Here is a 24272-nt window from a genome sequence, read left to right as displayed (position 1 = left end):
GGGACCCCGAGCGGGGGCATCCCCGTGGGCAGCCAGAACGGGGACTCGGGGGCCCGCGTCGGTGGGGACGGCGTGGGACGCACGGCACGACCCGGGGAAGAGCCCGGGTGAGAGAGGGGAACCGATGCCTCGTCGGAAGGCCTTACCGGACGAGCTCGATCCGCAAGTGCGGGAGTTCACCGGGCAGTTGCGGAGGCTGGTGGACCGCGGCGGGCTCAGCATCGCGGCGCTGGCCGACCGCACGGGCTACAGCAAGACGTCCTGGGAGCGTTATCTGGGCGGCCGGCTGCTCGCGCCCAAGGGTGCGGTCGTCGCGCTCGCCGAGGTCACCGGGACCGATCCGGTTCATCTGACCACCATGTGGGAGCTGGCCGAGCGGGCCTGGAGCCGCTCGGAGCTGCACCACGACCTGACCATGGAGGCGAGCCGGATCTCCCGGGCGCGGGCCGCGCCCGGGAGATCCGGGCCGCCCGCGGCGACCACGGGCGGCAGGACCGGGACCGCCCGCCTCGGCGGCAGCGCGACCGTGAGCCCGGGCATCGCGGCTCCCGCGGGCGTGTCGCCCACGATCCCGCCCCAGCCGACGGCACCGGACGCGGACGCGTGGGAGGCAGCGGGGATCGCTCGTGTCCCGGACGACAGCAGGCCGGCGCCGGGCCCGTACGGCTCGACCGGCCCGTACGCCTCACCCGGCTCGCACGGGGAGCCCCCACGGCGGTCCGACGGCCCCTCGGAGGGCGGACGGTGGCTGACGATGTTCCTCGCGGGCGTCCTCCCCGTGCTCACCGTCGTCGCCGCCGTCTTCTTCCTTACCGGTGACGGCGACGGCGGCGGTGGCGGCGGTGGCGGTGGCGGCAGGGCCACAGGCACGGCCGGGTCGCCCGCCGCCCCGTCCGCCACCCCCCACCGCGACCTGCCCGCGGGTGTGAAGTGCGCGGGTGGCGACTGCACCGGCAAGGACGCGGAGAGCATGGGCTGCAGCGGCGACCTCGTCAGCACGGTCAAGTCCGCCTCCGTGGGCACCACCGTCGTCGAGGTCCGCTACAGCAGGACGTGCCGCGCGGCGTGGGGCCGGATCACCGGAGCCGCGCCGGGGGATGCGGTGCGGGTGAGGGTCGGGGCGCGGTCGGAGTCCGGGGCGGTCGTGCCGCGGGGCGGGGAGACGATCGCCTACACGCCGATGGTGGCCGTGCGGGACGCGTCCGCGGTGGAGGCGTGCGTGACGCCGGCTTCGGGAGGGCGGGTCTGCGCGAAGTAGCGGCGGCCCGCGAGGCCGCCGTGTGCGGCCTCGCGGGCGTGTACGGCGATGTCCGCGAAAGAGGCCGCGCCCGCCGCGGCATCCGCCCCCGTGCGCCCCGGCAACCCGGAAGAAAAGATTCAGCGCGAAGACGCATGACCGCCGGGATTCCGGGCACGCGAACCGTACCCCCACGGGAGTCCGGTCACGGTCCCCCGATTGGCGGCCGTCTCTGTTCCTCCTCTCCCGGACAGGCGGCCGCCTCTTCGTGTGCCCGGCGGAAGCGGCGCGGCGGCTTGTGGGGTGGGCCACACGAGCCCGGGCCGTTCGCCGTCCCGGATGCGCGATAGCCTGACCGCTGGATCTCTCTTGATACCAAGAGATCGATCATTTGCACGGTCCCATCCGGGGCAGGGACGCCCCGCCGCCAGCTGTCATACGGAGAACGCCATGACCCGCACTCCCGTGAACGTCACCGTCACCGGCGCGGCCGGCCAGATCGGTTACGCCCTGCTCTTCCGCATCGCCTCCGGCCAGCTGCTCGGCGCGGACGTGCCGGTCAAACTGCGTCTGCTGGAGATCACCCCGGCGCTCAAGGCCGCCGAGGGCACCGCCATGGAGCTGGACGACTGCGCGTTCCCGCTCCTGCAGGGCATCGACATCACGGACGACCCGAACGTGGCCTTCGACGGCGCCAACGTGGCCCTGCTCGTCGGCGCCCGGCCCCGCACCAAGGGCATGGAGCGCGGCGACCTCCTCGAGGCCAACGGCGGCATCTTCAAGCCGCAGGGCAAGGCCATCAACGACCACGCCGCCGACGACATCAAGGTCCTGGTCGTCGGCAACCCCGCCAACACCAACGCGCTGATCGCGCAGGCCGCCGCCCCGGACGTACCGGCGGAGCGCTTCACCGCGATGACCCGGCTCGACCACAACCGCGCGCTGACCCAGCTCGCGAAGAAGACGGGCACCACCGTCGCCGACATCAAGCGTCTGACCATCTGGGGCAACCACTCCGCCACCCAGTACCCGGACATCTTCCACGCCACGGTCGCCGGCAAGAACGCCGCCGAGGTCGTCAACGACGAGAAGTGGCTGGCCGAGGACTTCATCCCGACCGTCGCCAAGCGCGGCGCCGCGATCATCGAGGCCCGTGGCGCCTCGTCGGCCGCCTCCGCCGCCAACGCCGCCATCGACCACGTGTACACCTGGGTCAACGGCACCGCCGAGGGCGACTGGACCTCCATGGGCATCCCGTCGGACGGTTCCTACGGCGTCCCCGAGGGCCTGATCTCCTCGTTCCCGGTCACCACCAAGGACGGCGCGTACGAGATCGTCCAGGGCCTGGACATCAACGAGTTCTCCCGCACCCGGATCGAGGCCTCCGTCAAGGAGCTCGAGGAGGAGCGCGAGGCGGTCCGCGGTCTCGGCCTCATCTGAGCCGCGCGCGGTCCTGCCGTGCGTACGGGCCCCCTGCCGGATTCCGTCCGGAAGGGGGCCCGCGCCCGTTTTCACCGCTACCTTCGAATGCGGTACGCAACGCGCTGATTCGGGGGGTCGCGATGAGCGGACGCAGCAGTCAGGACGGGCCCGAGCAGGAGCCGGGCGAGGAGGGGGGCCAGGCCCCCTGGGGCGGCGAGCCGGATGCCGCGCCGCCGTGGGCGTCGGCGCAGACCCGGACCGCCCAGTCGCCCCCACCGTGGGCGGACCGGGCCGCGGCCGACCGCCGCCGGGGCGACCCCGCGCCCCCTGCCGCCGACCGCCGGGCGGGTGACCCCGCGCCCCCTGCCGCCGACCGCCGGGCGGGTGACCCCGCGTCTCCCGCGGCGGACCGCCGCGCGGGCGACCCGCCGCCCCCCTCCGCCGAGGGGCGCCACGACCGGCAGTACCACCAGTACGGTGACGTGCCCCCGCCGCCGCACCCGTGGGCGTCGTCCGGGGCCCCCGCCGACGGCCCCCCGGTCCCCCTCCCGCCGCCGGCCCAGCCACCCGTGCCGGCCCAGCCACCCGTGCCGGCCTGGACGCCCCCGCCGGCCGCCCCCGCGTACGCCCCGCCCTCCGCGCCCCGGCGCGCCACCGGCCGCCTGGCCGCCCTGGTCACCGTGATGGTCCTGGTCGCGGCGGGATCCTTCCTGGGCGTCTGGTACCTCGGCCGCGACCACGGCGACGGCACCGGAACGGAATCCGGCCCGGTCCCCGGCAGCAGCCTCACCGACTCGGCCGCCCGTACCTCGCCGCCCGCGTCGACCGCCTCGGGCTCGACCCCCACGTCCTCCTCGGTTCCCGAGGGCTACCGCCTCGCCCACGACCCGGTCGGCTACACCCTTGACGTCCCCGAGGGCTGGAAACGCAGGCAGAAGCGGGGTGTGAAGGCCATGGTGGTCTTCTACGACTCCCCGTCCGACGGCCGTCAGCTGCAGATCTTCGAGCTGTCCGAGTCCAGCCCCGCCGAGTCCCTGGACCTGGCCGAGAACGACTCGGTCTACGGCTACTCGCACCAGCCGGGCTACGAGACCCACGACCGCACGTCCGGGGACACCTGGTCCGAGCTGACGTACCGCTACGACGACAAGGACAAGGGAGCCCGTCAGGTCATCGACCACCGGTTCCGGGCCGTCGGCGGCACACTGTTCGCGATCCGCTCCAGCGGCCCGGAGAGCCTGTCCTCAGCGCTGGTCCGCGCACCGCTCACCACGGCGGTGGCGTCCTTCTGCCCGACCGGCGCCGCCTGCCCCTAGGGCGTGCCGTCGACTCCGCCCGCCGTGGCAGCGGCTGAGGTGCACGTCGGTGCGTGGTCCGGGGGGCCCGGTCGAAGGCTGGGGGAGGGACTTGCGCACCGGGCGCCGGCCGTCCTCCCCGCCGTCGTGCCGGCCGGCGCCAGAGGCGGGCCGGCCGTCCGTCACGGGCGGGCCGAGCGCGTGCGGCCCCGTTCCGGCGCGGACGGCCTCGCTCTTCGTCCTCCGTGACACCGACCTGGTCGGCCTGGTCAGTTCCTGGAGCCTGCCCCTGGTGTCCGCGCTGGGCCTGGTCACCTTCGAGGTGCCGCTTCCCCTTCCCGCCCTGCGGCTCGGCCTGGCCTGGCACCCCCGCCACGACGCCGACCCGGCCCACGCCTGGCTGCGCGGCTGCGTACGGGAACTGATGCCCGAGGCAACAGGCAAGGGCCGTACGTGAGTCCGCGGTAGCCGCCGCGACGCGCGCACCGGCCGTGGCGGCGCCCCCGCCCGCGGCTCCTCCCGGTAGATCTCGCCGTAGCCGTTCGTGGTCCACTTTGTCCGCATTTGCCCGCATCTTCAGTGATGCAAAGCACTTTCGGCCACCGATTGCGCATGCAATTCGAAGGTCCGGGCAGGCGGACACGGTCCCCGAGAGTGACACGTGTGTGACGCACGGGAGCTGAACAGGAACGGAAGGCAACAGCGATCATGGCGAAGAGAGCCGAAGCACAGGCACGGGCGACCATCCACGCCGGGGGCGAGTGGCTGGAAGCGGTCTCCGGTGCGACGCGTGAGATCCTCGACCCCGCGGACGCCCAGCCCTTCGCCGTGGTCGCGGAGGGTGACGAGAAGGACGCGGAAGCGGCGGTGGCCGCCGCCCGCCGCGCCTTCGACACCGGCGACTGGCCGCGCACCCCGGTCGCCGAGCGCGCGGCCCTGCTGCGCCGGGTGGCCGACCTCCTCGTCCGCGACCGCGAGGAACTCGGCCTGCTGGAGAGCCGGGACGCGGGCAAGACCGTCGAGGAGGGCCGCGTCGACATCGACTGTGTCGCCGACGCCTTCCGGTACTTCGCCGACCTCGCCGCCGGCGAGGCCCCGGGCCGGGTCGTCGACGCGGGCTCGCCCGACGTCCACAGCGTCGTCGTGCACGAGCCCGTCGGCGTCTGCGCGCTGATCACGCCCTGGAACTACCCCCTCCTCCAGGCCAGCTGGAAGATCGCCCCGGCACTCGCGGCCGGCAACACCTTCGTGATCAAGCCCAGCGAGATCACCCCGATGACCACCATCGCCCTGATCGAGCTGCTGGTGGAGGCCGGGCTCCCGGCCGGCGTGGCCAACATCGTCACCGGCCCCGGCCACACCGTCGGCGCCCGCCTCGCCGAGCACCCCGACGTCGACCTGGTCTCCTTCACCGGTGGCCTGGTCAGCGGCACCAAGGTCGCCCAGGCCGCCGCCCCGACCGTCAAGAAGGTCGCCCTCGAACTCGGCGGCAAGAACCCCAACGTCGTCTTCGCCGACGCCTGCGCCACCGACGAGGGCTTCGACACCGCGGTCGACCAGGCCCTCAACGCCGCCTTCATCCACAGCGGCCAGGTCTGCTCGGCGGGCGGCAGGCTCATCGTCGAGGAGTCCGTCCGGGACCGCTTCGTCGCCGAACTCGCCCGCCGCGCGGAGCGGATCCGCCTCGGCCGGGGCACCGAGGACGGCGTGGAGTGCGGCCCGCTCGTCTCCGAGCAGCAGCGCGACAAGGTGGAGGCCTACGTCGAGTCCGCGCTCCGTGAGGGCGCGGTGCTGCGCTCCGGCGGCAAGCGGCCCCGGCCGAGCGACATCCGCCCCGAGTCCGGCTACTTCTACGAGCCGACCGTCCTCGACCGCTGCCACCGCGAGATGAAGGTCGTCCGGGAGGAGGTCTTCGGCCCGGTCCTCACCGTCGAGACCTTCCGCACGGAGGACGAGGCCGTGTTCCTCGCCAACGACACCGAGTACGGCCTGGCGGGCGCCGTCTGGACCGCCGACGCCGGCCGCGCCCGGCGCGTCGCCGGACGGCTGCGGCACGGCACCGTGTGGATCAACGACTTCCACCCCTACCTGCCGCAGGCGGAGTGGGGTGGCTTCGGCAAGAGCGGCGTCGGACGCGAACTGGGTCCCGCCGGACTCGCCGAGTACCGCGAGACCAAGCACGTCTACCAGAACCTGGCGCCGAAGCCGGTGCGCTGGTTCGCCGGCTGACCCCCGGGCCGGGCCTCCCCATACCCCGGCTCCCCGCGGGCTCCACGTCCCCCTCCGACTTCCCCCGAGCGTTCCCCACCTGGAGTGAGACCCCCATGTCCGACAGTCCCCACGTCTACGACTACGTCGTGATCGGCGGCGGCACGGCAGGCTCCGTCATCGCCTCCCGCCTCACCGAGAACCCGGACGTCACGGTCGCCGTGATCGAGGGCGGCCCCAGCGACGTCGACCGCGAAGACGTCCTCACCCTGCGCCGCTGGATGGGCCTCCTCGGCGGCGACCTCGACTACGACTACCCCACCACCGAACAGCCGCGCGGCAACTCCCACATCCGGCACAGCCGCGCCCGCGTCCTCGGCGGCTGCTCTTCCCACAACACCCTCATCTCCTTCAAGCCCCTGCCCTCCGACTGGGACGAGTGGGAGGCCGCCGGCGCCAAGGGCTGGGGCGCCGTCCCCATGGAGGCCTACTACGCCCGCCTCCTCAACAACATCGTCCCGGTCGACGAGAAGGACCGGAACCCCATCGCCCGCGACTTCGTCGACGCCGCCCGGTCCGCACTCGGGGTACCCCGGGTCGAAGGCTTCAACCGCGGGCCTTTCACCGAGGGCGTCGGGTTCTTCGATCTCGCCTACCACCCGGAGGACAACAAGCGCTCCAGCGCCTCCGTGGCCTATCTGCACCCGGTGATGGACGAGCGCCCCAACCTGACGATCATGCTGGAGACCTGGGCGTACCGGCTGGAGCTGGACGGCACCCGCGCCGAGGGCGTGCACGTGCGCACCAAGGACGGTGAGGAGATCCTCGTCCGGGCCCGCACCGAGGTACTGCTGTGCGCGGGCGCGGTCGACTCGCCCCGCCTGCTGCTGCACTCCGGCATCGGTCCCAGGGCCGATCTGGAGCGGCTCGGCATACCGGTCGCCCACGACCTGCCGGGCGTCGGCGAGAACCTGCTGGACCACCCCGAGTCGGTGATCGTCTGGGAGACGAACGGCCCGATCCCCGACAACTCCGCGATGGACTCCGACGCGGGCCTGTTCGTGCGCCGCGACCCCCAGCAGGCCGGCCCGGACCTGATGTTCCACTTCTACCAGGTCCCCTTCACCGACAACCCGGAGCGGCTCGGCTACCGGCGGCCCGAGTTCGGCGTCTCGATGACCCCGAACATCCCCAAGCCGAAGAGCCGCGGCCGCCTCTACCTGACCAGCGCCGACCCCTCGGTCAAGCCCGCACTGGACTTCCGCTACTTCACCGACGAGGACGACTACGACGCCCGCACCCTCGTCGACGGCATCCGCATCGCCCGCGAGATCGCGAAGACCGAACCGCTCGCGGGCTGGCTCAAGCGCGAGGTGTGCCCGGGCCCGGAGATCGTCGGCGACGCCGAGCTCAGCGAGTACGCCCGCAAGGTCGCGCACACCGTGTACCACCCGGCGGGCACCTGCCGCATGGGTGCCGCCGACGAGGAACTCGCCGTCGTCGACCCCGAGCTGAAGATCCGCGGCCTCGACGGCATCCGCATCGCCGACGCGTCCGTGTTCCCGACCATGACCGCCGTCAACCCGATGATCGGGGTGCTGATGCTCGGTGAGAAAGCCGTCGACCTGATCGGAGGTGGTGTGCGATGACCGCCACACCCGCCACGCCCGCCACACGCAAGCCGCCGACCGCCGACGCCCCCGTCTTCGCGGTGGACGGCCTGTGGAAGGTGTTCGGGCCCAAGGCCGACCGCGTCCCGGCCGACCCCGAGCTCACCGGACTCCCGCCCGCCGAACTGCGCTCCCGCACCGGCTGCACGGCCGCCGTCCGCGACGTCTCCTTCGACGTCCGCAAGGGCGAGGTCTTCGTCGTCATGGGCCTGTCCGGCTCCGGCAAGTCCACGCTCGTGCGCTGTCTGACCCGGCTCATCGAACCCACCGCGGGCAGCATCGCCATCGACGGCGAGGACGTCCGCTCCATGGACCGCACCCGGCTGCGCGAGCTGCGCCGCCACCGCGCCGCCATGGTCTTCCAGCACTTCGGCCTGCTGCCGCACCGCACCGTCCTCGACAACGTGGCCTACGGACTGGAGATCCAGGGCGTCGGCCGCGCCGAGCGCCGCTCCCGGGCCAAGGAGGTCGTCGACAAGGTCGGCCTCAAGGGCATGGAGAAGCGCCGGCCCGCCCAGCTCTCCGGCGGCCAGCGGCAGCGCGTCGGCCTCGCCCGCGCGCTCGCCGTCGACCCCGAGGTACTCCTCTTCGACGAGCCGTTCAGCGCCCTCGACCCGCTGATCCGGCGCGACATGCAGGACGAGGTGGCCCGCCTGCACCGGGAGGAGGGCCGCACGATGGTCTTCATCACCCACGACCTCACCGAGGCGCTCAAACTCGGCGACCGCATCGCCCTCATGCGCGACGGCCGCGTGGTGCAGCTCGGCACCCCCGAGGAGATCGTCGGCTCCCCGGCCGACGACTACGTCCGCGAGTTCGTCCGGGACGTCCCCCGCGAGCAGGTCATGACCGTCCGCAACGCCATGCGCCCCGGCGACTGCGGCGGCCCGGACCACCCCGGCGCCCTCCCGCCGGACGCGGTCGTCGCCGACGCCATCCGGGCCGTGGCCCTGGGCGGCCGGCCCGCCTGCGTGGTCGAGGACGGGCGCTGCATCGGCGTCGTCGACCACGAGCGGCTGCTCGAAGTGGTGGCCGGAACGGAGCAGTTGAAGGAGGCGGCGTGATGGCGACCGTCACCGCAGCCGCGCCGCGCCTCGCGCTGCCCGGCTTCCTGCGGCATCGCGCCGCCCGGAAACTCCTCCTGCTCGCCCTCGCCACCGCGGTCCTCGTGCCCCTGGCCGCCGCCCGCTGGCCGGGCGCCGCGTGGCCGCACGCGCTGACCGTCGACCTGTCCAAGCCGCTCGCCGACGCCAGCGACTGGGTCATCGACAACCGGGACAGCCACCCGCTCTTCCTGTACTTCTTCGGCTACATCAGCAACGCGGTCGTGCTCTGCGTACGCGCCGTGTACCTCACCCTGCTGGCCGCGGGCTGGGCCGGCGTCACCGCGTTCGGCGCGCTCGTCGCCTGGCGGGTCGCCGGGATCCGGCTCGCCCTGGGCACGGCCGCCGCGTTCCTCGCCTGCGGTGTGCTCGGCATGTGGGTGCCGACCATGCAGACCCTCGCGCTGATGGTGATCGCCGTCCTGTTCTCCGTCGGCGTCGGCTTCCTGCTCGGGCTGGGCGCCGGGCTCTCCGACCGGCTGGACCGCGCCCTGCGCCCGGTCCTGGACACCATGCAGGTGCTGCCGGCCTTCGCCTACCTGCTCCCGGTCGTGCTGGTCTTCGGCATCGGCGTCCCGGCGGCGGTCCTCGCCACCGTCGTCTACGCCGCCCCGCCCATGGCCCGCCTCACCTCCCTCGGCCTGCGCGGCGCCGACCCCGAGGTGCTGGAGGCGGTGGACTCGCTCGGCGCCACGGCCCGCCAGCGCCTGCTGACCGCGCGCATCCCGCTCGCCCGCAAGGAACTCCTCCTCGGCCTCAACCAGACGATCATGATGGCGCTGTCCATGGCGGTCATCGCCTCGGTCATCGGCGCCGGCGGCCTCGGTGACCGCGTCTACCAGGCGCTGGCCTCGGTCGACGTGGGCGCGGCCCTGGCGGCGGGCATCCCGATCGTGCTCCTCGCCGTCGTCCTGGACCGGGTCACCGGCGCGGCCGGCGACGACACGGGCACCGCCGGTGAGGGCACCGCCCGCTCCCGCGCCACCGGCTGGCTGTACGCGGCGGCCGGCACCGTGGCCGTCGCGCTCGCCGCCCGCCTCCTGGGCCGGGTCGACTGGCCCGACGCCCTGACCCTGGACATCGCCGAACCCGTCAACCGCGCCGTCGACTGGATGACCGCGCACCTGTACACCGGCGTTCCGGTCGTCGGCGGCACCGCGGACTGGGCCGGGCACTTCACCACCTGGGTCCTCAACCCCCTGCGCTCCGGTCTGCAGTGGCTGCCCTGGTGGTCGGTGCTGCTGATCGTGGCCGCGCTGGCCTGGCTGATCGGTACCTGGCGCACCGCGCTGACCGCCGTCCTCGCCATGGCCGCGATCGGTGTGCTCGGCGTGTGGAAGCCGTCCCTGGACACCCTCTCGCAGGTCCTGGCGGCCGTCGCGGTCACCCTCGTCCTGGGCCTCGCCACCGGTATCGCCGCCGCCCGCAGCGACCGCGTCGAACGGGCGCTGCGCCCGGTCCTGGACGTCTTCCAGACGATGCCGCAGTTCGTGTACCTGATCCCGGTCGTCGCCCTGTTCGGCGTGGGCCGCGCCCCGGCCGTCGCCGCGGCCGTCGTCTACGCCCTCCCGGCCGTCGTACGGATCACCGCGCAGGGCCTGCGCCAGGTCGACCCGGCCGCGCTGGAGTCGGCCCGCTCGCTCGGCGCCACCGGCCGCCAGCAGCTCTGGCAGGTGCAGCTCCCGCTCGCCCGCCGGTCGCTGCTGCTCGCCGTCAACCAGGGCGTGGTCCTGGTCCTGGCCGTGGTCATCATCGGCGGCCTGGTCGGCGGTGGCGCCCTCGGCTACGACGTGGTCTTCGGCCTCGCCCAGGGCGACCTGGCGACCGGTCTGGTGGCCGGCGCGGCGATCGTCTGCCTCGGCCTGGTCCTGGACCGGGTGACCCAGCCCACCGAACGCCGCACGGCGAAGGGAGCGTGACATGAGGCTCGACCGCAGGGCGGCCCTGATCGCCTCCGGCGCGGCGACCCTGTCGCTGCTCACCGGGTGCGGCGCCGCCGACATGACCAAGCAGGCCTCGCCGTTCGCCAACGCGCAGGGGTCGAAGACGGTCACCCTGTCCGTGCAGTCCTGGGTCGGCGCCCAGTCCAACGTGGCCGTCGCCCAGTACCTGCTCGAGCACAAGCTCGGCTACCGCGTGGACACCGTCCAGGTCGACGAGGTCCCCGCCTGGGACGCGCTCAGCCAGGGCCGGGTCGACGCGATCCTGGAGGACTGGGGCCACCCCGACCAGGAGAAGCGGTACGTCGACGACAAGAAGACGATCACGCCCGGCGGGGACCTCGGGGTGACCGGGCACATCGGCTGGTTCGTGCCGACGTACCTGGCCGAGCGGCACCCCGACATCACGGACTGGAAGAACCTGAACAAGTACGCCTCCCTCTTCCGCACCGCGGAGAGCGGCGGCAAGGGCCAGCTGATGGACGGCTCGCCGTCGTACGTCACCAACGACAAGGCGCTGGTGACGAACCTCAAGCTGGACTACAAGGTCGTCTTCGCCGGCTCCGAGGCCGCCCAGATCACCCAGATGAAGCAGTTCGCCAAGGAGAAGAAGCCCTTCCTGACGTACTGGTACTCGCCCCAGTGGCTGTTCGAGAAGGTCCCGATGACGGAGGTGAAGCTGCCGCCGTACAAGGAGGGCTGCGACGCGGACGCGGCGAAGGTCGCCTGCGCCTACCCGCACACGCCGCTGAAGAAGTACCTCAACGCGGACTTCGCCGAGTCGGGCGGCCCGGCGGCCGCCTTCCTGAAGAAGTTCAAGTGGACCACCGAGGACCAGAACGAGGTCTCCCTGATGATCGCCGACCAGAAGCTGACACCCGAGGACGCGGCGAAGAAGTGGGTGGACAGCCACCCGTCGACGTGGAAGGCGTGGCTGTCCTGAGCCCTACCGCGACCCGTCCGCGATCTCCCGCAGCGCCGGCATGGACCGCCGCTGGAATCCGGGCCCGAACGTGACCCGGGTGGCCCCGAGTCCGCCGAGTTCGGCGGGCGAGGGGCCCTCGCCGTCCAGTCGGCCCCTCACCTTGATCGGCCCCTGGATACCGGACCGCAGCAGCGGCAGCACGGCCACCGGGGCGTGGATCGGGTACACGCACTCGGCGCCCGCCGCGACGTACAGCGCGGCCCGCTGAAGGGCCTGTGAGGGATCCGTCACCCCGCGCGCGAACGTGTCGATGCGCGCGTTGACGAACAACAGGTCCGCCGCGGCCGAGCGCACCTCCGCGAGCCAGTCGGCGTGCTCGTGCGGGTCCTTCAGGACGCCTCCGTGGGAGTCCTCGAGGTTGCAGCCGACGGCGCCCGCCTCCAGCAGCCGCTCCACCAGTTCCTTCGGAGGCAGCCCGTACCCGCCCTCGACGTCCGCCGACACCGGCACGTCCACGGCCCGCGCGATGCGCGCCACCGCGGCGAACATCTCGTCGGCGGGAACCGAACCGTCCGCGTACCCGAGGGACGCGGCGACCCCGGCGCTGGGCGTGGCGAGCGCCGGGAAGCCGGCCTCGGCGAACACCCGGGCACTGGCCGCGTCCCAGGGGCCCGGCAGCACGAGCGGGTCGCCGTGGGCGCGCCGCCGGTGCAGCGACCGCACGACGTTCACCTTGCTCACGGCCGGTACCCCCCGGGCGGGACCCGTCGGCTCACCATGAGCCGGTTCCAGCCGTTGATGACGGTGATCAGCGCGATCAGGTGGGCGAGTTCGGCCTCGCTGAAGTGCTCGGCCGCCGCCCGGTACACCTCGTCCGGCACGAACCCCGCCGTCAGCACGGTCACCGCCTCGGTCAGCGCCAGCGCCGCCCGCTCCCGCTCGCTGTAGAGGTCCTCCGCCTCCTCCCAGGCGCTCAGCAGCTGGACGCGGTGCTCCGACTCGCCGTTCTCCCGGGCCGCGCGGAGGTGCATGTCGAGGCAGAACGCGCAGTGGTTGACCTGCGAGGCCCGGATCATGACCAGTTCGGCGAGGACCGGGTCGCCGAGCCCCTTCTTCGCGGCCGCGCTGAGCGCCGACATGGCCGAGCCGACCTCGCGGTCCAGCAGGTGCGTACGGCTCACCGGTACTGCCCCGGCTGGTAGTGGCCCGGCGTCATCCGGGTGGTCACGCCGAACCGGTTCCACGCGTTGATCACCGTGATCGCGGCGATCAGCTGCGCCAGCTCGGCCTCCTCGAACTGCTCGGCGGCCTTCTCGTACACCTCGTCCGGCACGAAGCCGTCCGTGAGGACCGTGACCGCCTCGGTCAGCTCGATCGCCGCGAGTTCCTTCGCCGTGTAGAAGTGCCGGGACTCCTCCCACGCGCTCAGCTGCACGATCCGCTCGACGCTCTCGCCTGCCGCGAGGGCGTCCTTGGTGTGCATGTCGAGGCAGAAGGCGCAGTGGTTGATCTGCGAGGCGCGGATCTTCACCAGCTCGTACAGCTTGGGGTCGAGGCCCTTCCTGGCGGCGGTCTCCAGCCGGACCATCGCCTTGTAGACCTCGGGAGCGTGCTGGGCCCAGCGCAGACGGGGAGCCTGTTCGGGGGCGTACTCGACGGTCGCCGCGGTTTCCTGTGTGGTCATGCTCCCGACCCTAGGAGCGAGGCAGCCCAGGAGTATGGTCCATTTCCATGGTGGAAAACCGGGCCACTTCGGGTATCGACCTGCACCTGGAACCGGGCCGCTCGGGCGGGCTGCGGCGGGGCCTGACCGACGCCCTGCGGGACGCCGTCCGCACCGGCCGACTCGCTCCCGGCACCCGGCTGCCGTCCTCCCGCACCCTCGCCGCCGACCTGGGCATCGCCCGCAACACGGTCGCCGACGCCTACGGAGATCTGGTGGCCGAGGGCTGGCTCACCGCCCGGCAGGGCTCGGGCACCCGGGTCGCCGACCGCACGGTCGTCCCGCCGGCCGGCGCGGCACCCCGTCGCCGCGCACCCGCCCGGCCGGCCTACAACCTCGTCCCCGGCACTCCCGACCTCGCCGCCTTCCCCCGCGCCGAGTGGCTCAAGGCCGCCCGCCGCGCCCTGTCCGCCGCCCCCGGCCACGCCCTCGACTACGGCGACCCGCGGGGCCGGCCCGAGCTGCGCACCGCCCTCGCCGCCTACCTCTCCCGCTCCCGGGGCGTACGCGCCGACCCGGACGCCGTCGTCGTCTGCGCCGGCTTCGCGCACGGGCTGCGGATCCTCGCCACGGTCCTGCGGGCACGCGGCGTGCGGACGGTGGCGGTGGAGTCCTACGGCCTCGACGTCCACTGGAAGCTGCTGACCGACGCGGGAGCGGCCACGCGCCCCCTGCCGTACGACGATCTCGGCACCGACCCGCACGGACTGGGGTCGGCGGAGGCCGTGCTTCTCACCCCCGCCCACCAGTTCCCGATGGGCGTGGCGCTCCACCCCGACCGGCGGGCGGCCGTCGTGGACTGGGCCCGGCGCACCGGCGGGCTGGTCCTGGAGGACGACTACGACGGGGAGTTCCGCTACGACCGCCAGCCGGTCGGCGCCCTCCAGGGACTCGACCCCGACCACGTCGTCCACCTGGGCACCGCCAGCAAGTCCCTCGCCCCCGGGCTCCGGCTGGGGTGGATGGTGCTGCCGCCGGCGCTGGTCGCGGAGGTCACGGCGGCCAAGGGCGGCATCGACACCTGCGGGGTGCTGGACCAGCTGACCCTCGCCGAGTTCCTCGCCTCCGGCGCCTACGACCGCCACGTCCGCTCCTCCCGCCTGCGCTACCGGCGGCGCCGGGACGCCCTGGTGGCCGAGCTCGCCAGGAGGGCCCCGGCGGTCCGTGCCACCGGCATCGCGGCGGGCCTGCACGTGGTGCTGCGGCTCCCGCCGGGCACCGAACAGGCGACGCTGCGGGCGGCGGCCTGGCACGGTGTCGCGGTGCACGGCCTGAGCCGCTACCGGCACCCGGAGTCGACCGTCGAGCCGCCCGACGCGCTCGTCGTGGGCTACGGGACCCCGCCGGACCACGCGTGGTCCGGGGCGCTGGACGCACTGTGCGCGGCGCTGCCCGAATGACCGGGCCGGTCCCCGATCCGCAGGGTGTGCCGAGTGGTGTCAGCCGGGGCCGGCGGGTCGCGGGGCGGTCAACGGGCGGGCTCTTCCACGGCGGCCGGGAGGGCGGCGGGCTCGCGGCGGGGGCGGATGCGCGGCGGGGCCGGGGCGGTGGCCGCTCCCATGTCCTGGAGGGTCCGGACCCGTATCGCGGCGCCGCCCCCTTCCCGGGGTGCCCCGGCCCGCGCCGGGGTCCGCTCCCGCAGGGCTCGCAGGGCCCGCATCCCGGCCGCCGTCTTCAGCAGCATCTCCTCGTACTCGGCGACCGGATCGGAGTCGAGGACGATCGCCCCGCCGGCGCCGAGGTGCAGCAGACCGCCGGCCAGGACGGCCGTACGGATGACCATGCTCAGGTCCGCGCCGCCGCTGCACCCGAGGTAGCCGAGGGCGCCGGAGTAGACGCCGCGGGCCTCGGTCTCCAGGGAGTCGATGATCTCCAGGGTGCGCGGCTTCGGCGCGCCGGTCATCGAGCCGCCGGGGAAGCAGGCGCGCACGCAGTCCAGGGCGTCGGTGTCCTCGCGCAGCCGTCCCTCCACGGTGGAGACGAGCTGGTGCACGGTGGCGTAGGTCTCGGTGGCCATGAGCCGGGACACCCGTACCGTCCCGGTCCGGCAGACCCGTCCCAGGTCGTTGCGGAGCAGGTCGACGATCATCAGGTTCTCGGCACGGGTCTTGGGGTCCGCCGCGAGCGCGTCGCGCAGCTCCGCGTCCTGTGCCGGGGTGTCCCCGCGCGGCGCGGTGCCCTTGACGGGCCTGGCCTCGGCGATCCCGTCCCGGGTGATGCGCAGGAACCGCTCGGGGGAGGAGCCGGCCACGTCGACGTCGCCGAACCGCAGGAAGGCCCCGTACGGCGCCGGGTCCTCGCGGCGCAGGGCCCGGTAGAGGGCGTACGCGTCGGAGGGCGCGGGCAGCCGGGCGGCATTGGTCAGACAGACCTCGTAACTGGTGCCCGAGCGCAGCTCCTTCTGACAGGCCTCGATGTCCGCGAGGTACGTCGCCCGGTCGCGGACCAGCCACGGCTCGGCGGCACCGAGATCCGGCGCGGTGGCGTCGGGCAGCGGCTGCGGGTCCCCGTCCGGGGCCACGAAGGTGAGCTGGGCGACCGCGCTCTCCAGCCAGTCCGCGGCCTCCAGCGTGGCCTGCGGGGTGTCCTCGGCCAGGCAGACCGCGTAGGTGAACCCCTCCTCGTGGTCCACCGCGATCAGCCGGTCGGCGAACAGCCAGCAGGCGTCCGGCGTGCCGGCCCTGTGCCGGTTCGGTGACCCGCAGTCGGCCTTCGTCTCGTAGCCGAAGTAGCCGACGTAGCCGCCGGTGAAGTCGAAGGGCAGTCCGGTGGCGTCCACCCGGCGGTTCGTCAACTGCCGCCTGAGGTAGTCGAAGACGCTCGCCGTGACCTTGCGCGGGGGCCGTCCGGCCCGCTCGATCTCGCAGCGGCCGGCCGTGACGTCGTAGCGCACGAACTCGGCGAGCGGGCCGCTGTCGTCACCGAAGAACGAGAAACGGGCCAGGCCCGGCTCGACCAGGGAGCTGTCCAGCCAGAACGACCGCGCGGAGGCGGCGTACATCCGGGTGAAGGCGGCCTCGGCGTCCACCGCGGTGGCGATGCGCCGGGTGTGCAGGCGGTAGGCGGGCCGTCCGACGCGCCGCGGGCGGGGGACGGCCGCGGCCGGCGGGGTGAGCGAGGGGCGGGTGATCGGGGTGACCGCGGTGTTCTTCGTACGGGGCTTGCGGGCGAGCTCCGCCGTGAGGTTGCGGAAGTTCACCAGCATCCGGTGGCCGTACTCGGTCAGCACGGACTCCGGGTGGAACTGCACCCCCCACAGAGGCCGCCGGCGGTGCCGAAGCCCCATCAGGACGCCGTCCTCGGACCAGGCGGTGGCCTCGAGGCTCTCGGGCAGCGGCTCGTGCACGGACAGCGAGTGGTAGCGGACCGCGGTGAAGTTCTGCGGCAGTCCCCGGAACAGGTCCCGTCCGTCGTGCCGGACCGTGGACAGATGGCCGTGCCGGGGCTCCGGGGCGGGCCGCACCCGGCCGTTCTCCCCGAGGGCGATCCCCTGGTGGCCCAGGCAGACGCCGAGCACGGGGAGCGGCGACTGCGCGATCACCCGGGCGCCGATGCCGAAGTCGCGGGACTCGCCCGGGTGCCCCGGACCCGCGGACACCACCACGTTGCCGAATTCCGTGAGGTCCGGGATCGCGTCGGCGGGGGTGTCATTGCGGATCACCACCGGTTCCTCGCCGTTGACGTCGGCGATCAGCTGGAACAGGTTGTACGTGTACGAGTCGTAATTGTCGATGAGCAGGGTCTTCACCCGCCCACCTCCCTTGGGTCGTTCCCGGGGCTGGGCGGTCCGTCGTTCGTGCCGTCCACGGAGCGCCTGAGGCGGTGGACACAGCCACTGAGAGCCTTCGCCCCCGGAAGTCGGTCTCGCGGCCCGGCACCACGGGATACGCCACGGTGATGGTGACGGGATCACTGGTCACGCCATCGAGTACGAGAAGAAACGTCACGGCGTTCACGAGGCGACAGCGGGGCCGACAGCCGGCCGGGCGCCGTCAGGCCGCCTCGGCCGGCGCCTCCCCGAACCGCGCCAGCGCCAGCGCGCCCGCCACCGCCACGAGGAATCCCAGCACGGCCAGCCACGCCAGCCCCTCCCGCGTCCGGTCGCCCAGCCACACCACGCCCACGGCCGCCGGGCCGAGCGTCTCCCCGATGACCATCCCAGCGGTGGCCGCCGTCACCGAGCCCCGCTGGAGGGCCGAGGTCAGCAGCAGGAACGCGGCACCCCCGCCGCCCTCGACAACGGCGGCGGCACCGGCAGCACCCTGTGGATCGAGCCCGCCTGGAAGACGCTCCTGAGCAACAAGGCCCTGCTCGCCGTCCTCTGGGAGCTGTACCCCGGCCACCCCAACCTCCTCCCCGCCTACCTCGACGGCCCGCGCGAGCTGGCGGCCACGACCGGCTACGTCGCCAAGCCGCTCCTCGGCCGCGAGGGCGAGGGGGTCACCCTCCACGCGCCGGGCACCGCCCCCGTCGTACGCGACGAGCCCTGCTGCTACCAGCAGCTGGCCCCCCTCCCCGCCTTCGACGGCAACCACGCCGTCCTCGGCGCCTGGGTCGTCGCGAACGAGCCGGCGGGCCTCGGCATCCGGGAGTCCTCGGGCCTGATCACGGACGAATACGCCCGCTTCGTGCCGCACGTGATCCTTTAGCGGCCGGGTCCGGACCGGACTCCACCCCGGCCACCAGGCACGGGGCGCCGGCGGCCGGCTCGTCCGCGGCCTGCCGCACGAGGCCCTCGGCACGGCGACCGGGCCGGCACGAAGTCGCCCGGCACGGCGAGAACGACATCAAGATCAGGGGCACCCGATCCGCTCGCATGGTGGACGCCGGACCGGTGCCGCCCGGCCCGCCCGGTAGGCTGACCAGCGGGCCGTGACTGGCGCGCTGGGATGGGACCGACCATCAGGGAGCGGCCCGGTCGGGAACGAGTGCCGTGCGCCTGGGCCGAGCCGTGAACGCGAACGCTGTACGAAACGCCGTCCGGAGGCCGACATGCCAGAGCAGCAGCCCCTGTCCACCGAGTCCACCGCCTTCCGCGCCGCCCTCGACGTGATCCGCGCCGTCGAGCCGCGGGTCGCCGACGCCATCGGGCAGGAGGTGGCCGACCAGCGTGAGATGCTCAAGCTGATCGCCTCCGAGAACTACGCCTCCCCGGCCACGCTCCTGGCCATGGGCAACTGGTTCAGCGACAAGTACGCCGAGGGCACCGTCGGCCGCCGCTTCTACGCGGGCTGCCGCAATGTCGACACGGTGGAGTCGCTGGCCGCCGAACACGCCCGTGAACTCTTCGGCGCCCGCCACGCCTACGTCCAGCCGCACTCCGGCATCGACGCCAACCTCGTCGCCTTCTGGGCCGTCCTCGCCGACCGCGTGGAGGCGCCCTTCCTGGAGAAGACCGGCGTCCGCCAGATCAACGACCTCTCCGAGGCCGACTGGGCCGAGCTGCGGCAGGCCTTCGGCAACCAGCGCATGCTGGGCATGTCCCTGGACGCCGGCGGCCACCTCACCCACGGCTTCCGCCCGAACATCTCCGGCAAGATGTTCGACCAGCGCTCCTACGGCACGGACCCGGCGACCGGCCTGATCGACTACGACGCCCTGCGCGCCCAGGCCCGCGAGTTCAAGCCGTTGATCATCGTGGCCGGCTACTCGGCCTACCCCCGCCTGGTGAACTTCCGGATCATGCGGGAGATCGCCGACGAGGTCGGCGCCACGCTCATGGTCGACATGGCGCACTTCGCGGGCCTGGTCGCGGGCAAGGTCCTCACCGGCGACTTCGACCCGGTCCCGCACGCCCAGATCGTCACCACGACCACCCACAAGTCCCTGCGCGGCCCGCGCGGCGGCATGGTCCTGTGCGACGACTCCCTCAAGGACCAGGTGGACCGCGGCTGCCCGATGGTCCTCGGCGGCCCGCTCCCGCACGTCATGGCCGCCAAGGCGGTGGCCCTGGCGGAGGCCCGGCAGCCCGCCTTCCAGGACTACGCCCGGCGGATCGTGGACAACTCCCGCGCCCTGGCCGAGGGCCTGACGCGCCGCGGCGCCACCCTCGTCACCGGCGGCACGGACAACCACCTCAACCTGATCGACGTCGCCACCTCCTACGGCCTCACCGGCCGCCAGGCCGAGGCGGCCCTCCTCGACTCGGGCATCGTCACCAACCGCAACGCCATCCCCGCCGACCCCCACGGCGCCTGGTACACCTCCGGCATCCGCGTCGGCACCCCCGCGCTGACCACGCGCGGCCTCGGCACCGCCGAGATGGACGAGGTGGCGGGCCTGATCGACCGCGTCCTGACCACCACCGAGCTGGGCACCACCAAGTCGGGCGCCCCCTCCAAGGCCGCCCACGTCCTGGACGCGAAGGTGGCGGAGGAGATCTCCCAGCGGGCGACGGACCTGGTGGCGGGCTTCCCGCTGTACCCGGAGATCGACCTCGGCTGACGGCGGACTCCCGGCGGGAGCGCTCTTCCGGGGCGCTCCCGTCAAAGTGGTCCCCCGCACCTGAGAGAATGGTGTGCATGGCCACTGACCGACCTCGCGTGCTCTCCGGAATCCAGCCCACCGCAGGCTCGTTCCACCTCGGCAACTACCTCGGCGCCGTCCGCCAGTGGGTGGCCCTGCAGGAGACCCACGACGCGTTCTACATGGTCGTCGACCTGCACGCGATCACGGTCCCGCAGGACCCGAAGGAGCTGCGGACGAACACCCGTCTCGCCGCCGCCCAGCTGCTGGCGGCCGGGCTCGACCCGGACCGCTGCACCCTGTTCGTCCAGAGCCACGTCCCCGAGCACGCCCAGCTCGCCTGGGTCATGAACTGCCTCACCGGCTTCGGCGAGGCCTCCCGCATGACCCAGTTCAAGGACAAGGCGGCCCGGCACGGCGCGGACCGCGCCTCCGTCGGCCTGTTCACGTACCCGGTCCTCCAGGTCGCCGACATCCTGCTGTACCAGGCCCAGGAGGTCCCGGTCGGCGAGGACCAGCGCCAGCACGTCGAGCTCACCCGTGACCTCGCCGAGCGCTTCAACACCCGGTTCGGCCAGACCTTCGTCGTCCCGAAGCCGTACATCCTCAGGGAGACGGCGAAGATCTACGACCTCCAGGACCCGTCCGTCAAGATGAGCAAGTCGGCGGCCACGCCGAAGGGCGTCATCAACCTCCTGGACGAGCCGAAGACCACCGCGAAGAAGGTCAAGAGCGCCGTCACCGACACGGACACCGTGATCCGCTACGACGTCGAGAACAAGCCGGGCGTGTCGAACCTCCTCACCATCTACTCCACGCTCACCGGCAAGACGATCGCCGAACTGGAGCACGACTACGAGGGCAAGATGTACGGCGCGCTGAAGACCGACCTCGCCGAGGTGATGGTCGAGTTCGTGACGCCCTTCCGGGAGCGCACCCAGAGCTACCTGGACGACCCGGAGACGCTCGACTCGGTCCTGGCCAAGGGCGCGGAGAAGGCACGCGCCGTGGCCGCGGAGACCCTCGCCCAGACGTACGACCGGGTGGGCTTCCTGCCCGCGAAGCACTGAGGCGCACGACCGCACGCACGTCCCGGTGGGCGGAGCGCTGCACATCACTCCGCTCGCGCCTGCCCACAGGACACCCGTGGCCGTACAGTCGATAGCCGGACGGCTGTGTACGTTCCGGACGAGAACGCACGGGCGTACGAGCGCACGAACGCACGAGAACGAAACAGAGCGACGACAGGAGACGACGTGGGGACCGTAACGATCGGCGTGTCGATCGCGGTCCCGGAGCCTCACGGCAGCCTGCTCCAGGAGCGGCGCACGGGCTTCGGCGACGCCGCTGCTCACGGCATTCCCACCCACGTGACACTGCTGCCGCCGACCGAGATCGAGGACACCGGACTGCCGGCTGTCGAGGCGCATCTGACGGAGGTGGCCACGGCCGGCCGGCCGTTCCCGATGCGGCTGTCCGGCACCGGCACGTTCCGGCCCGTGTCGCCGGTGGTCTACGTGCGGATCGTGGCGGGCGCCGAGTCCTGCGCCCGGCTGCAGCGGCACATCCGCGACGCCTCCGGTCCCCTCGCCCGTGAGCTCCAGTTCCCGTACCACCCGCACGTCACGGTGGCGCACGGCATCGACGAGGCGGCGATGGACCGCGCCTTCGAGGAACTCGCCGACTACCGGGCGGAGTGGCCCTGCACCGGCTTCGCCCTCTACGAGCAGGGCGCCGACAGGGTGTGGCGCAAGCTGCGGGAGTTCACCTTCGGCGGCGGCGCCGTGGTCCCCCCACAGGCGACGCCCGCGGACCGCGACACCATCCCCACCACCAGCCGTTAGAAGCCCGATGAAGGTCTTGCTCCGGCCGCCCGGCTCGCCCTGGATTGCCGGTAAACGTCAATCGCCGTGAACCGGTGCAAGCCGGGCGCGATTTCAAGATCTTCAGGACGCTTCTAGCCGCCCCGCGGGCGGAGCCCTGACGCCGCCGCCCCGCGGGCGGAGCCCTGACGCCGCCGCCCCGCGGGCGGAGCCCTGACGCCGGGTCACTGGATCGGCAGCCGCCGGAACAGCGCGCGTGGTGCGTGCCGGAGCACCGACATCACCAGCCGGAGCGCTCCCGGCACCCACACCGTCTCCGCGCGCCGCCTGAGCCCCAGTTCGATGGCCGTGGCCACCGCCTCCGGCGTGGTGGCGAGAGGGGCCTGCGCGCGGCCGGCGGTCATCCTCGTCCGGACGAATCCGGGGCGTACGACCATGACGTGCACGCCGGTGCCGTGCAGCGCGTCGCCCAGGCCCTGGGCGAAGGTGTCGAGGCCGGCCTTGCTGGAGCCGTAGATGAAGTTCGAGCGGCGGGCCCGCTCGCCGGCCACCGAGGAGAGCACCACCAGGGAGCCGTGCCCCTGCGCCTGCAGGGCCCGGGCGCTGACCAGACCCGCCGATACCGCCCCCGTGTAGTTGGTCTGCGCGACCCGGATCGCGCCGGCCGTCTCCCGCTCGTCGATCGCCTGGTCGCCCAGGACGCCGAAGGCGAGCAGGACCATGTCGATGTCGCCCTCGGCGAAGACCTTGCCCAGCACGTCCTCGTGCGATTCCGGGTCGAGGGCGTCGAAGGCGACGGTGCGCACGTCTGCCCGCAGGCCGCGCAGCTGCGCGGCCGCCTGTTCCAGGGCGGGGGAGGGGCGGCCGGCCAGCCAGACCGTGCGGGTGCGGCGGGTGATCAGCCGGCGCGCGGTGGCCAGCGCGATCTCGGACGTACCGCCGAGGACGAGCAGGGACTGGGGAATTCCGAAAGCGTCCTTCACGACAACTCCTGGAGGTCGAACCGACGGGAGACCGGACCGGCTGGGGGCTGGACCGGCTGAGGGCTGAACCCGTTCGAGGCCGAGCCCACTAGAGGCCGAGCCGGCGGGAGAGGTCCGACGTGAAGACCCCGTTCGGGTCCAGTTCCGCGCGCAGTGCCCGGAACTCGTCGAGCCGTGGGTACATCGCGGCGAGCAGTTCCGGACGCAGCCGGGAGTCCTTGGCCAGGTAGACGCGCCCGCCGGCGGCGGCCACTTCCTCGTCCAGCTCGTCCAGGAAGGTCCCGAGGCCCGGCAGCCCGGCCGGGACGTCGAGGGCGAGCGTCCAGCCGGGCAGGGGGAAGGACAGCCAGCCCGGGTCGCCGTCCCCGAAGCGCTTGAGGACGGCGAGGAAGGACGGGCAGCGGCGCTCGGAGACGCGGCGCACGATGCGGCGCAGGGTGTCCTCCTGGCCGTGTCCGACGACGAACTGGTACTGGACGAGGCCCGTCCGGCCGTAGATCCGGTTCCAGTGGGGGACACCGTCCAGGGGATGGAAGAAGGCGGCGGCGGGCTTGAGCTCGCCGGTCCGCGCGCGGGGCGCCTTGCGGTACCAGATCTCGTTGAACAGTCCGACGGTCGTGCGGCCGACGAGGCCCTCCGGTACGAGCGCGGGTGCGGCCGGGAGCCGGCGGGGGCGGAAGGCCAGGGGGCGCCGACGCGCGCGCGTGCCGAGCGCTTCCAGGGGCGCGTGGTCGCCGCGGGTGAGTACCGCGCGGCCGGTCGCGGCGCCGCGGGCGAGCAGGTCGATCCAGGCGACCGAGTAGCGGTGGCGGTGGTCGCCGGCGGTCAGCCGGGCCATCAGGTCGTCGAGGTCGGCGGCCCGTTCGGTGTCGACGGACATGTACGACGTCTCGACCGGCAGCAGCCGCAGGGTGGCTGTGAGGATCACCCCGGTCAGGCCCATGCCGCCGGTGGTCGCGTCGAACAGGGGGGTGCCCGGGCGCACGGTGCGGATCCCGCCGTCCGCGGTGAGCAGGTCCAGGGACAGCACGTGGCGGGAGAAGGACCCGGAGACGTGGTGGTTCTTGCCGTGGATGTCGGCGCCGATCGCCCCGCCGACGGTCACCTGGCGGGTGCCCGGGGTCACCGGCACGAACCAGCCGAGCGGCAGCAGCACCTCCATCAGCCGGTGCAGGGAGACGCCCGCGTCGCACCGTACGGTCCCGGCGCCGGCGTCGATCGCGTGGACGCGGTCCAGGCCGGTCATGTCGAGCACGGCGCCGCCCGCGTTCTGCGCCGCGTCCCCGTACGCCCGCCCCAGGCCCCGCGCGATGCCGCCACGGGCCCCGCAGTCGCGGACGGCGGCCGCGGCCTCCTCGTGGGTCCGCGGGCGGACCAGCCGGGCGGCGGTGGGTGCGGTGCGGCCCCAACCCGTGACGCAGACGGTGTCTCCAGGCATGTCGGCGACCGTATCGTCCGCGGGTGAGCGGTCAGTTGCG

General features: G+C 73.3%; 18 protein-coding genes and 3 pseudogenes. 14 read left to right on the top strand and 7 right to left on the bottom strand.

Annotated elements, in window-relative coordinates; translation table 11 throughout:
- Positions 1–124: 124 nt before the first annotated feature.
- The 9 genes and pseudogenes from ABZX30_RS01025 (at position 125) to ABZX30_RS00985 (ending at position 11818) form a co-directional block, all read left to right on the top strand.
- A complete protein-coding gene (locus ABZX30_RS01025) occupies positions 125–1258 on the top strand; it encodes a DUF2690 domain-containing protein (protein WP_355927151.1) in 1134 nt (377 codons plus the stop codon).
- A 429-nt stretch (positions 1259–1687) separates the two neighbouring features.
- A complete protein-coding gene (locus ABZX30_RS01020) occupies positions 1688–2677 on the top strand; it encodes a malate dehydrogenase (RefSeq protein WP_355927149.1) in 990 nt (329 codons plus the stop codon).
- A 122-nt stretch (positions 2678–2799) separates the two neighbouring features.
- Positions 2800–3975 (top strand): hypothetical protein, encoded by a 1176-nt coding sequence (locus ABZX30_RS01015; protein ID WP_355927147.1) that lies wholly within the window; start codon positions 2800–2802, stop codon positions 3973–3975.
- Positions 3976–4180: 205 nt separating this feature from the next.
- A pseudogene (locus tag ABZX30_RS01010) lies at positions 4181–4411 on the top strand (LysR family transcriptional regulator); the annotation flags it as partial.
- A 251-nt stretch (positions 4412–4662) separates the two neighbouring features.
- Positions 4663–6183 carry an aldehyde dehydrogenase family protein gene (locus ABZX30_RS01005; protein WP_355927145.1) on the top strand — a complete coding sequence of 507 codons (1521 nt, stop codon included), beginning with the start codon at positions 4663–4665 and terminating at the stop codon, positions 6181–6183.
- A 95-nt stretch (positions 6184–6278) separates the two neighbouring features.
- Positions 6279–7811: a GMC oxidoreductase gene (locus tag ABZX30_RS01000; protein WP_355927142.1), complete on the top strand. Its 1533-nt coding sequence runs from the start codon at positions 6279–6281 to the stop codon at positions 7809–7811.
- The gene (locus tag ABZX30_RS00995; protein ID WP_355927139.1) at positions 7808–8896 is read left to right on the top strand and encodes a glycine betaine/L-proline ABC transporter ATP-binding protein; all 1089 of its coding nucleotides are present in this window, start codon (positions 7808–7810) and stop codon (positions 8894–8896) included. The genes ABZX30_RS01000 and ABZX30_RS00995 overlap by 4 nt, the downstream gene beginning before the upstream one ends.
- On the top strand, positions 8896–10854 hold the full coding sequence (locus ABZX30_RS00990) for an ABC transporter permease subunit (RefSeq protein ID WP_355927137.1): 1959 nt from the start codon (positions 8896–8898) through the stop codon (positions 10852–10854). Before ABZX30_RS00995 ends, ABZX30_RS00990 begins: the two co-directional genes overlap by 1 nt.
- A 1-nt stretch (position 10855) precedes the next feature.
- Positions 10856–11818, top strand: coding sequence for an ABC transporter substrate-binding protein (locus ABZX30_RS00985; protein ID WP_355927135.1), 963 nt, complete (start codon positions 10856–10858; stop codon positions 11816–11818).
- Positions 11819–11821: 3 nt separating this feature from the next.
- On the opposite strand, the gene ABZX30_RS00980 is transcribed toward ABZX30_RS00985, so the two are convergent.
- From ABZX30_RS00980 to ABZX30_RS00970, 3 genes are read right to left on the bottom strand one after another with little or no spacing between them, the layout of a single operon-like run.
- Positions 11822–12541 carry an isocitrate lyase/phosphoenolpyruvate mutase family protein gene (locus tag ABZX30_RS00980; protein ID WP_355927133.1) on the bottom strand — a complete coding sequence of 240 codons (720 nt, stop codon included), beginning with the start codon at positions 12539–12541 and terminating at the stop codon, positions 11822–11824.
- The gene (locus tag ABZX30_RS00975; RefSeq protein ID WP_355927130.1) at positions 12538–12981 is read right to left on the bottom strand and encodes a carboxymuconolactone decarboxylase family protein; all 444 of its coding nucleotides are present in this window, start codon (positions 12979–12981) and stop codon (positions 12538–12540) included. The genes ABZX30_RS00980 and ABZX30_RS00975 overlap by 4 nt, the downstream gene beginning before the upstream one ends.
- On the bottom strand, positions 12978–13484 hold the full coding sequence (locus ABZX30_RS00970; RefSeq protein WP_355927127.1) for a carboxymuconolactone decarboxylase family protein: 507 nt from the start codon (positions 13482–13484) through the stop codon (positions 12978–12980). Before ABZX30_RS00970 ends, ABZX30_RS00975 begins: the two co-directional genes overlap by 4 nt.
- A gap of 47 nt (positions 13485–13531) precedes the next feature.
- On the opposite strand from ABZX30_RS00970, the gene ABZX30_RS00965 reads away from it, so the two are divergent.
- On the top strand, positions 13532–14923 hold the full coding sequence (locus ABZX30_RS00965; RefSeq protein ID WP_355927125.1) for a PLP-dependent aminotransferase family protein: 1392 nt from the start codon (positions 13532–13534) through the stop codon (positions 14921–14923).
- 68 nt (positions 14924–14991) lie between these two features.
- On the opposite strand, the gene pabB is transcribed toward ABZX30_RS00965, so the two are convergent.
- Both pabB and ABZX30_RS00955 read right to left on the bottom strand, forming a co-directional pair.
- Positions 14992–17271, bottom strand: coding sequence for an aminodeoxychorismate synthase component I (pabB, locus tag ABZX30_RS00960; protein WP_355927122.1), 2280 nt, complete (start codon positions 17269–17271; stop codon positions 14992–14994).
- A 244-nt stretch (positions 17272–17515) separates the two neighbouring features.
- Positions 17516–17752 (bottom strand): annotated as a pseudogene (locus tag ABZX30_RS00955) (hypothetical protein); the annotation flags it as partial.
- A gap of 3 nt (positions 17753–17755) precedes the next feature.
- Here ABZX30_RS00955 and ABZX30_RS00950 point away from each other — a divergent pair.
- The 4 genes and pseudogenes from ABZX30_RS00950 to ABZX30_RS00935 form a co-directional block, all read left to right on the top strand.
- A pseudogene (locus ABZX30_RS00950) lies at positions 17756–18172 on the top strand (glutathionylspermidine synthase family protein); the annotation flags it as partial.
- Positions 18173–18515: 343 nt separating this feature from the next.
- Entirely contained in the window at positions 18516–19967 is a 1452-nt protein-coding gene (locus tag ABZX30_RS00945; RefSeq protein WP_355927120.1) for a glycine hydroxymethyltransferase, read from the top strand.
- 77 nt (positions 19968–20044) lie between these two features.
- A complete protein-coding gene (trpS, locus tag ABZX30_RS00940) occupies positions 20045–21058 on the top strand; it encodes a tryptophan--tRNA ligase (RefSeq protein WP_355927117.1) in 1014 nt (337 codons plus the stop codon).
- Positions 21059–21244: 186 nt separating this feature from the next.
- Positions 21245–21832, top strand: coding sequence for a 2'-5' RNA ligase family protein (locus ABZX30_RS00935; protein ID WP_355927114.1), 588 nt, complete (start codon positions 21245–21247; stop codon positions 21830–21832).
- A 203-nt stretch (positions 21833–22035) separates the two neighbouring features.
- Here ABZX30_RS00935 and ABZX30_RS00930 read toward each other — a convergent pair whose 3' ends face one another.
- Both ABZX30_RS00930 and ABZX30_RS00925 read right to left on the bottom strand, forming a co-directional pair.
- Positions 22036–22794, bottom strand: a complete 759-nt coding sequence (locus tag ABZX30_RS00930) for a decaprenylphospho-beta-D-erythro-pentofuranosid-2-ulose 2-reductase (protein WP_355927111.1) — start codon at positions 22792–22794, stop codon at positions 22036–22038.
- A gap of 88 nt (positions 22795–22882) precedes the next feature.
- Positions 22883–24232 (bottom strand): FAD-binding oxidoreductase, encoded by a 1350-nt coding sequence (locus ABZX30_RS00925; protein WP_355927108.1) that lies wholly within the window; start codon positions 24230–24232, stop codon positions 22883–22885.
- Positions 24233–24272: the final 40 nt, after the last annotated feature.

This window comes from Streptomyces sp. NPDC004542, from assembly GCF_040610035.1.
In the GTDB taxonomy this organism is placed as follows: domain Bacteria; phylum Actinomycetota; class Actinomycetes; order Streptomycetales; family Streptomycetaceae; genus Streptomyces.
Note: the sequence above shows the minus strand (reverse complement) of the source record. Positions and strands in the feature narration are given on the sequence as shown.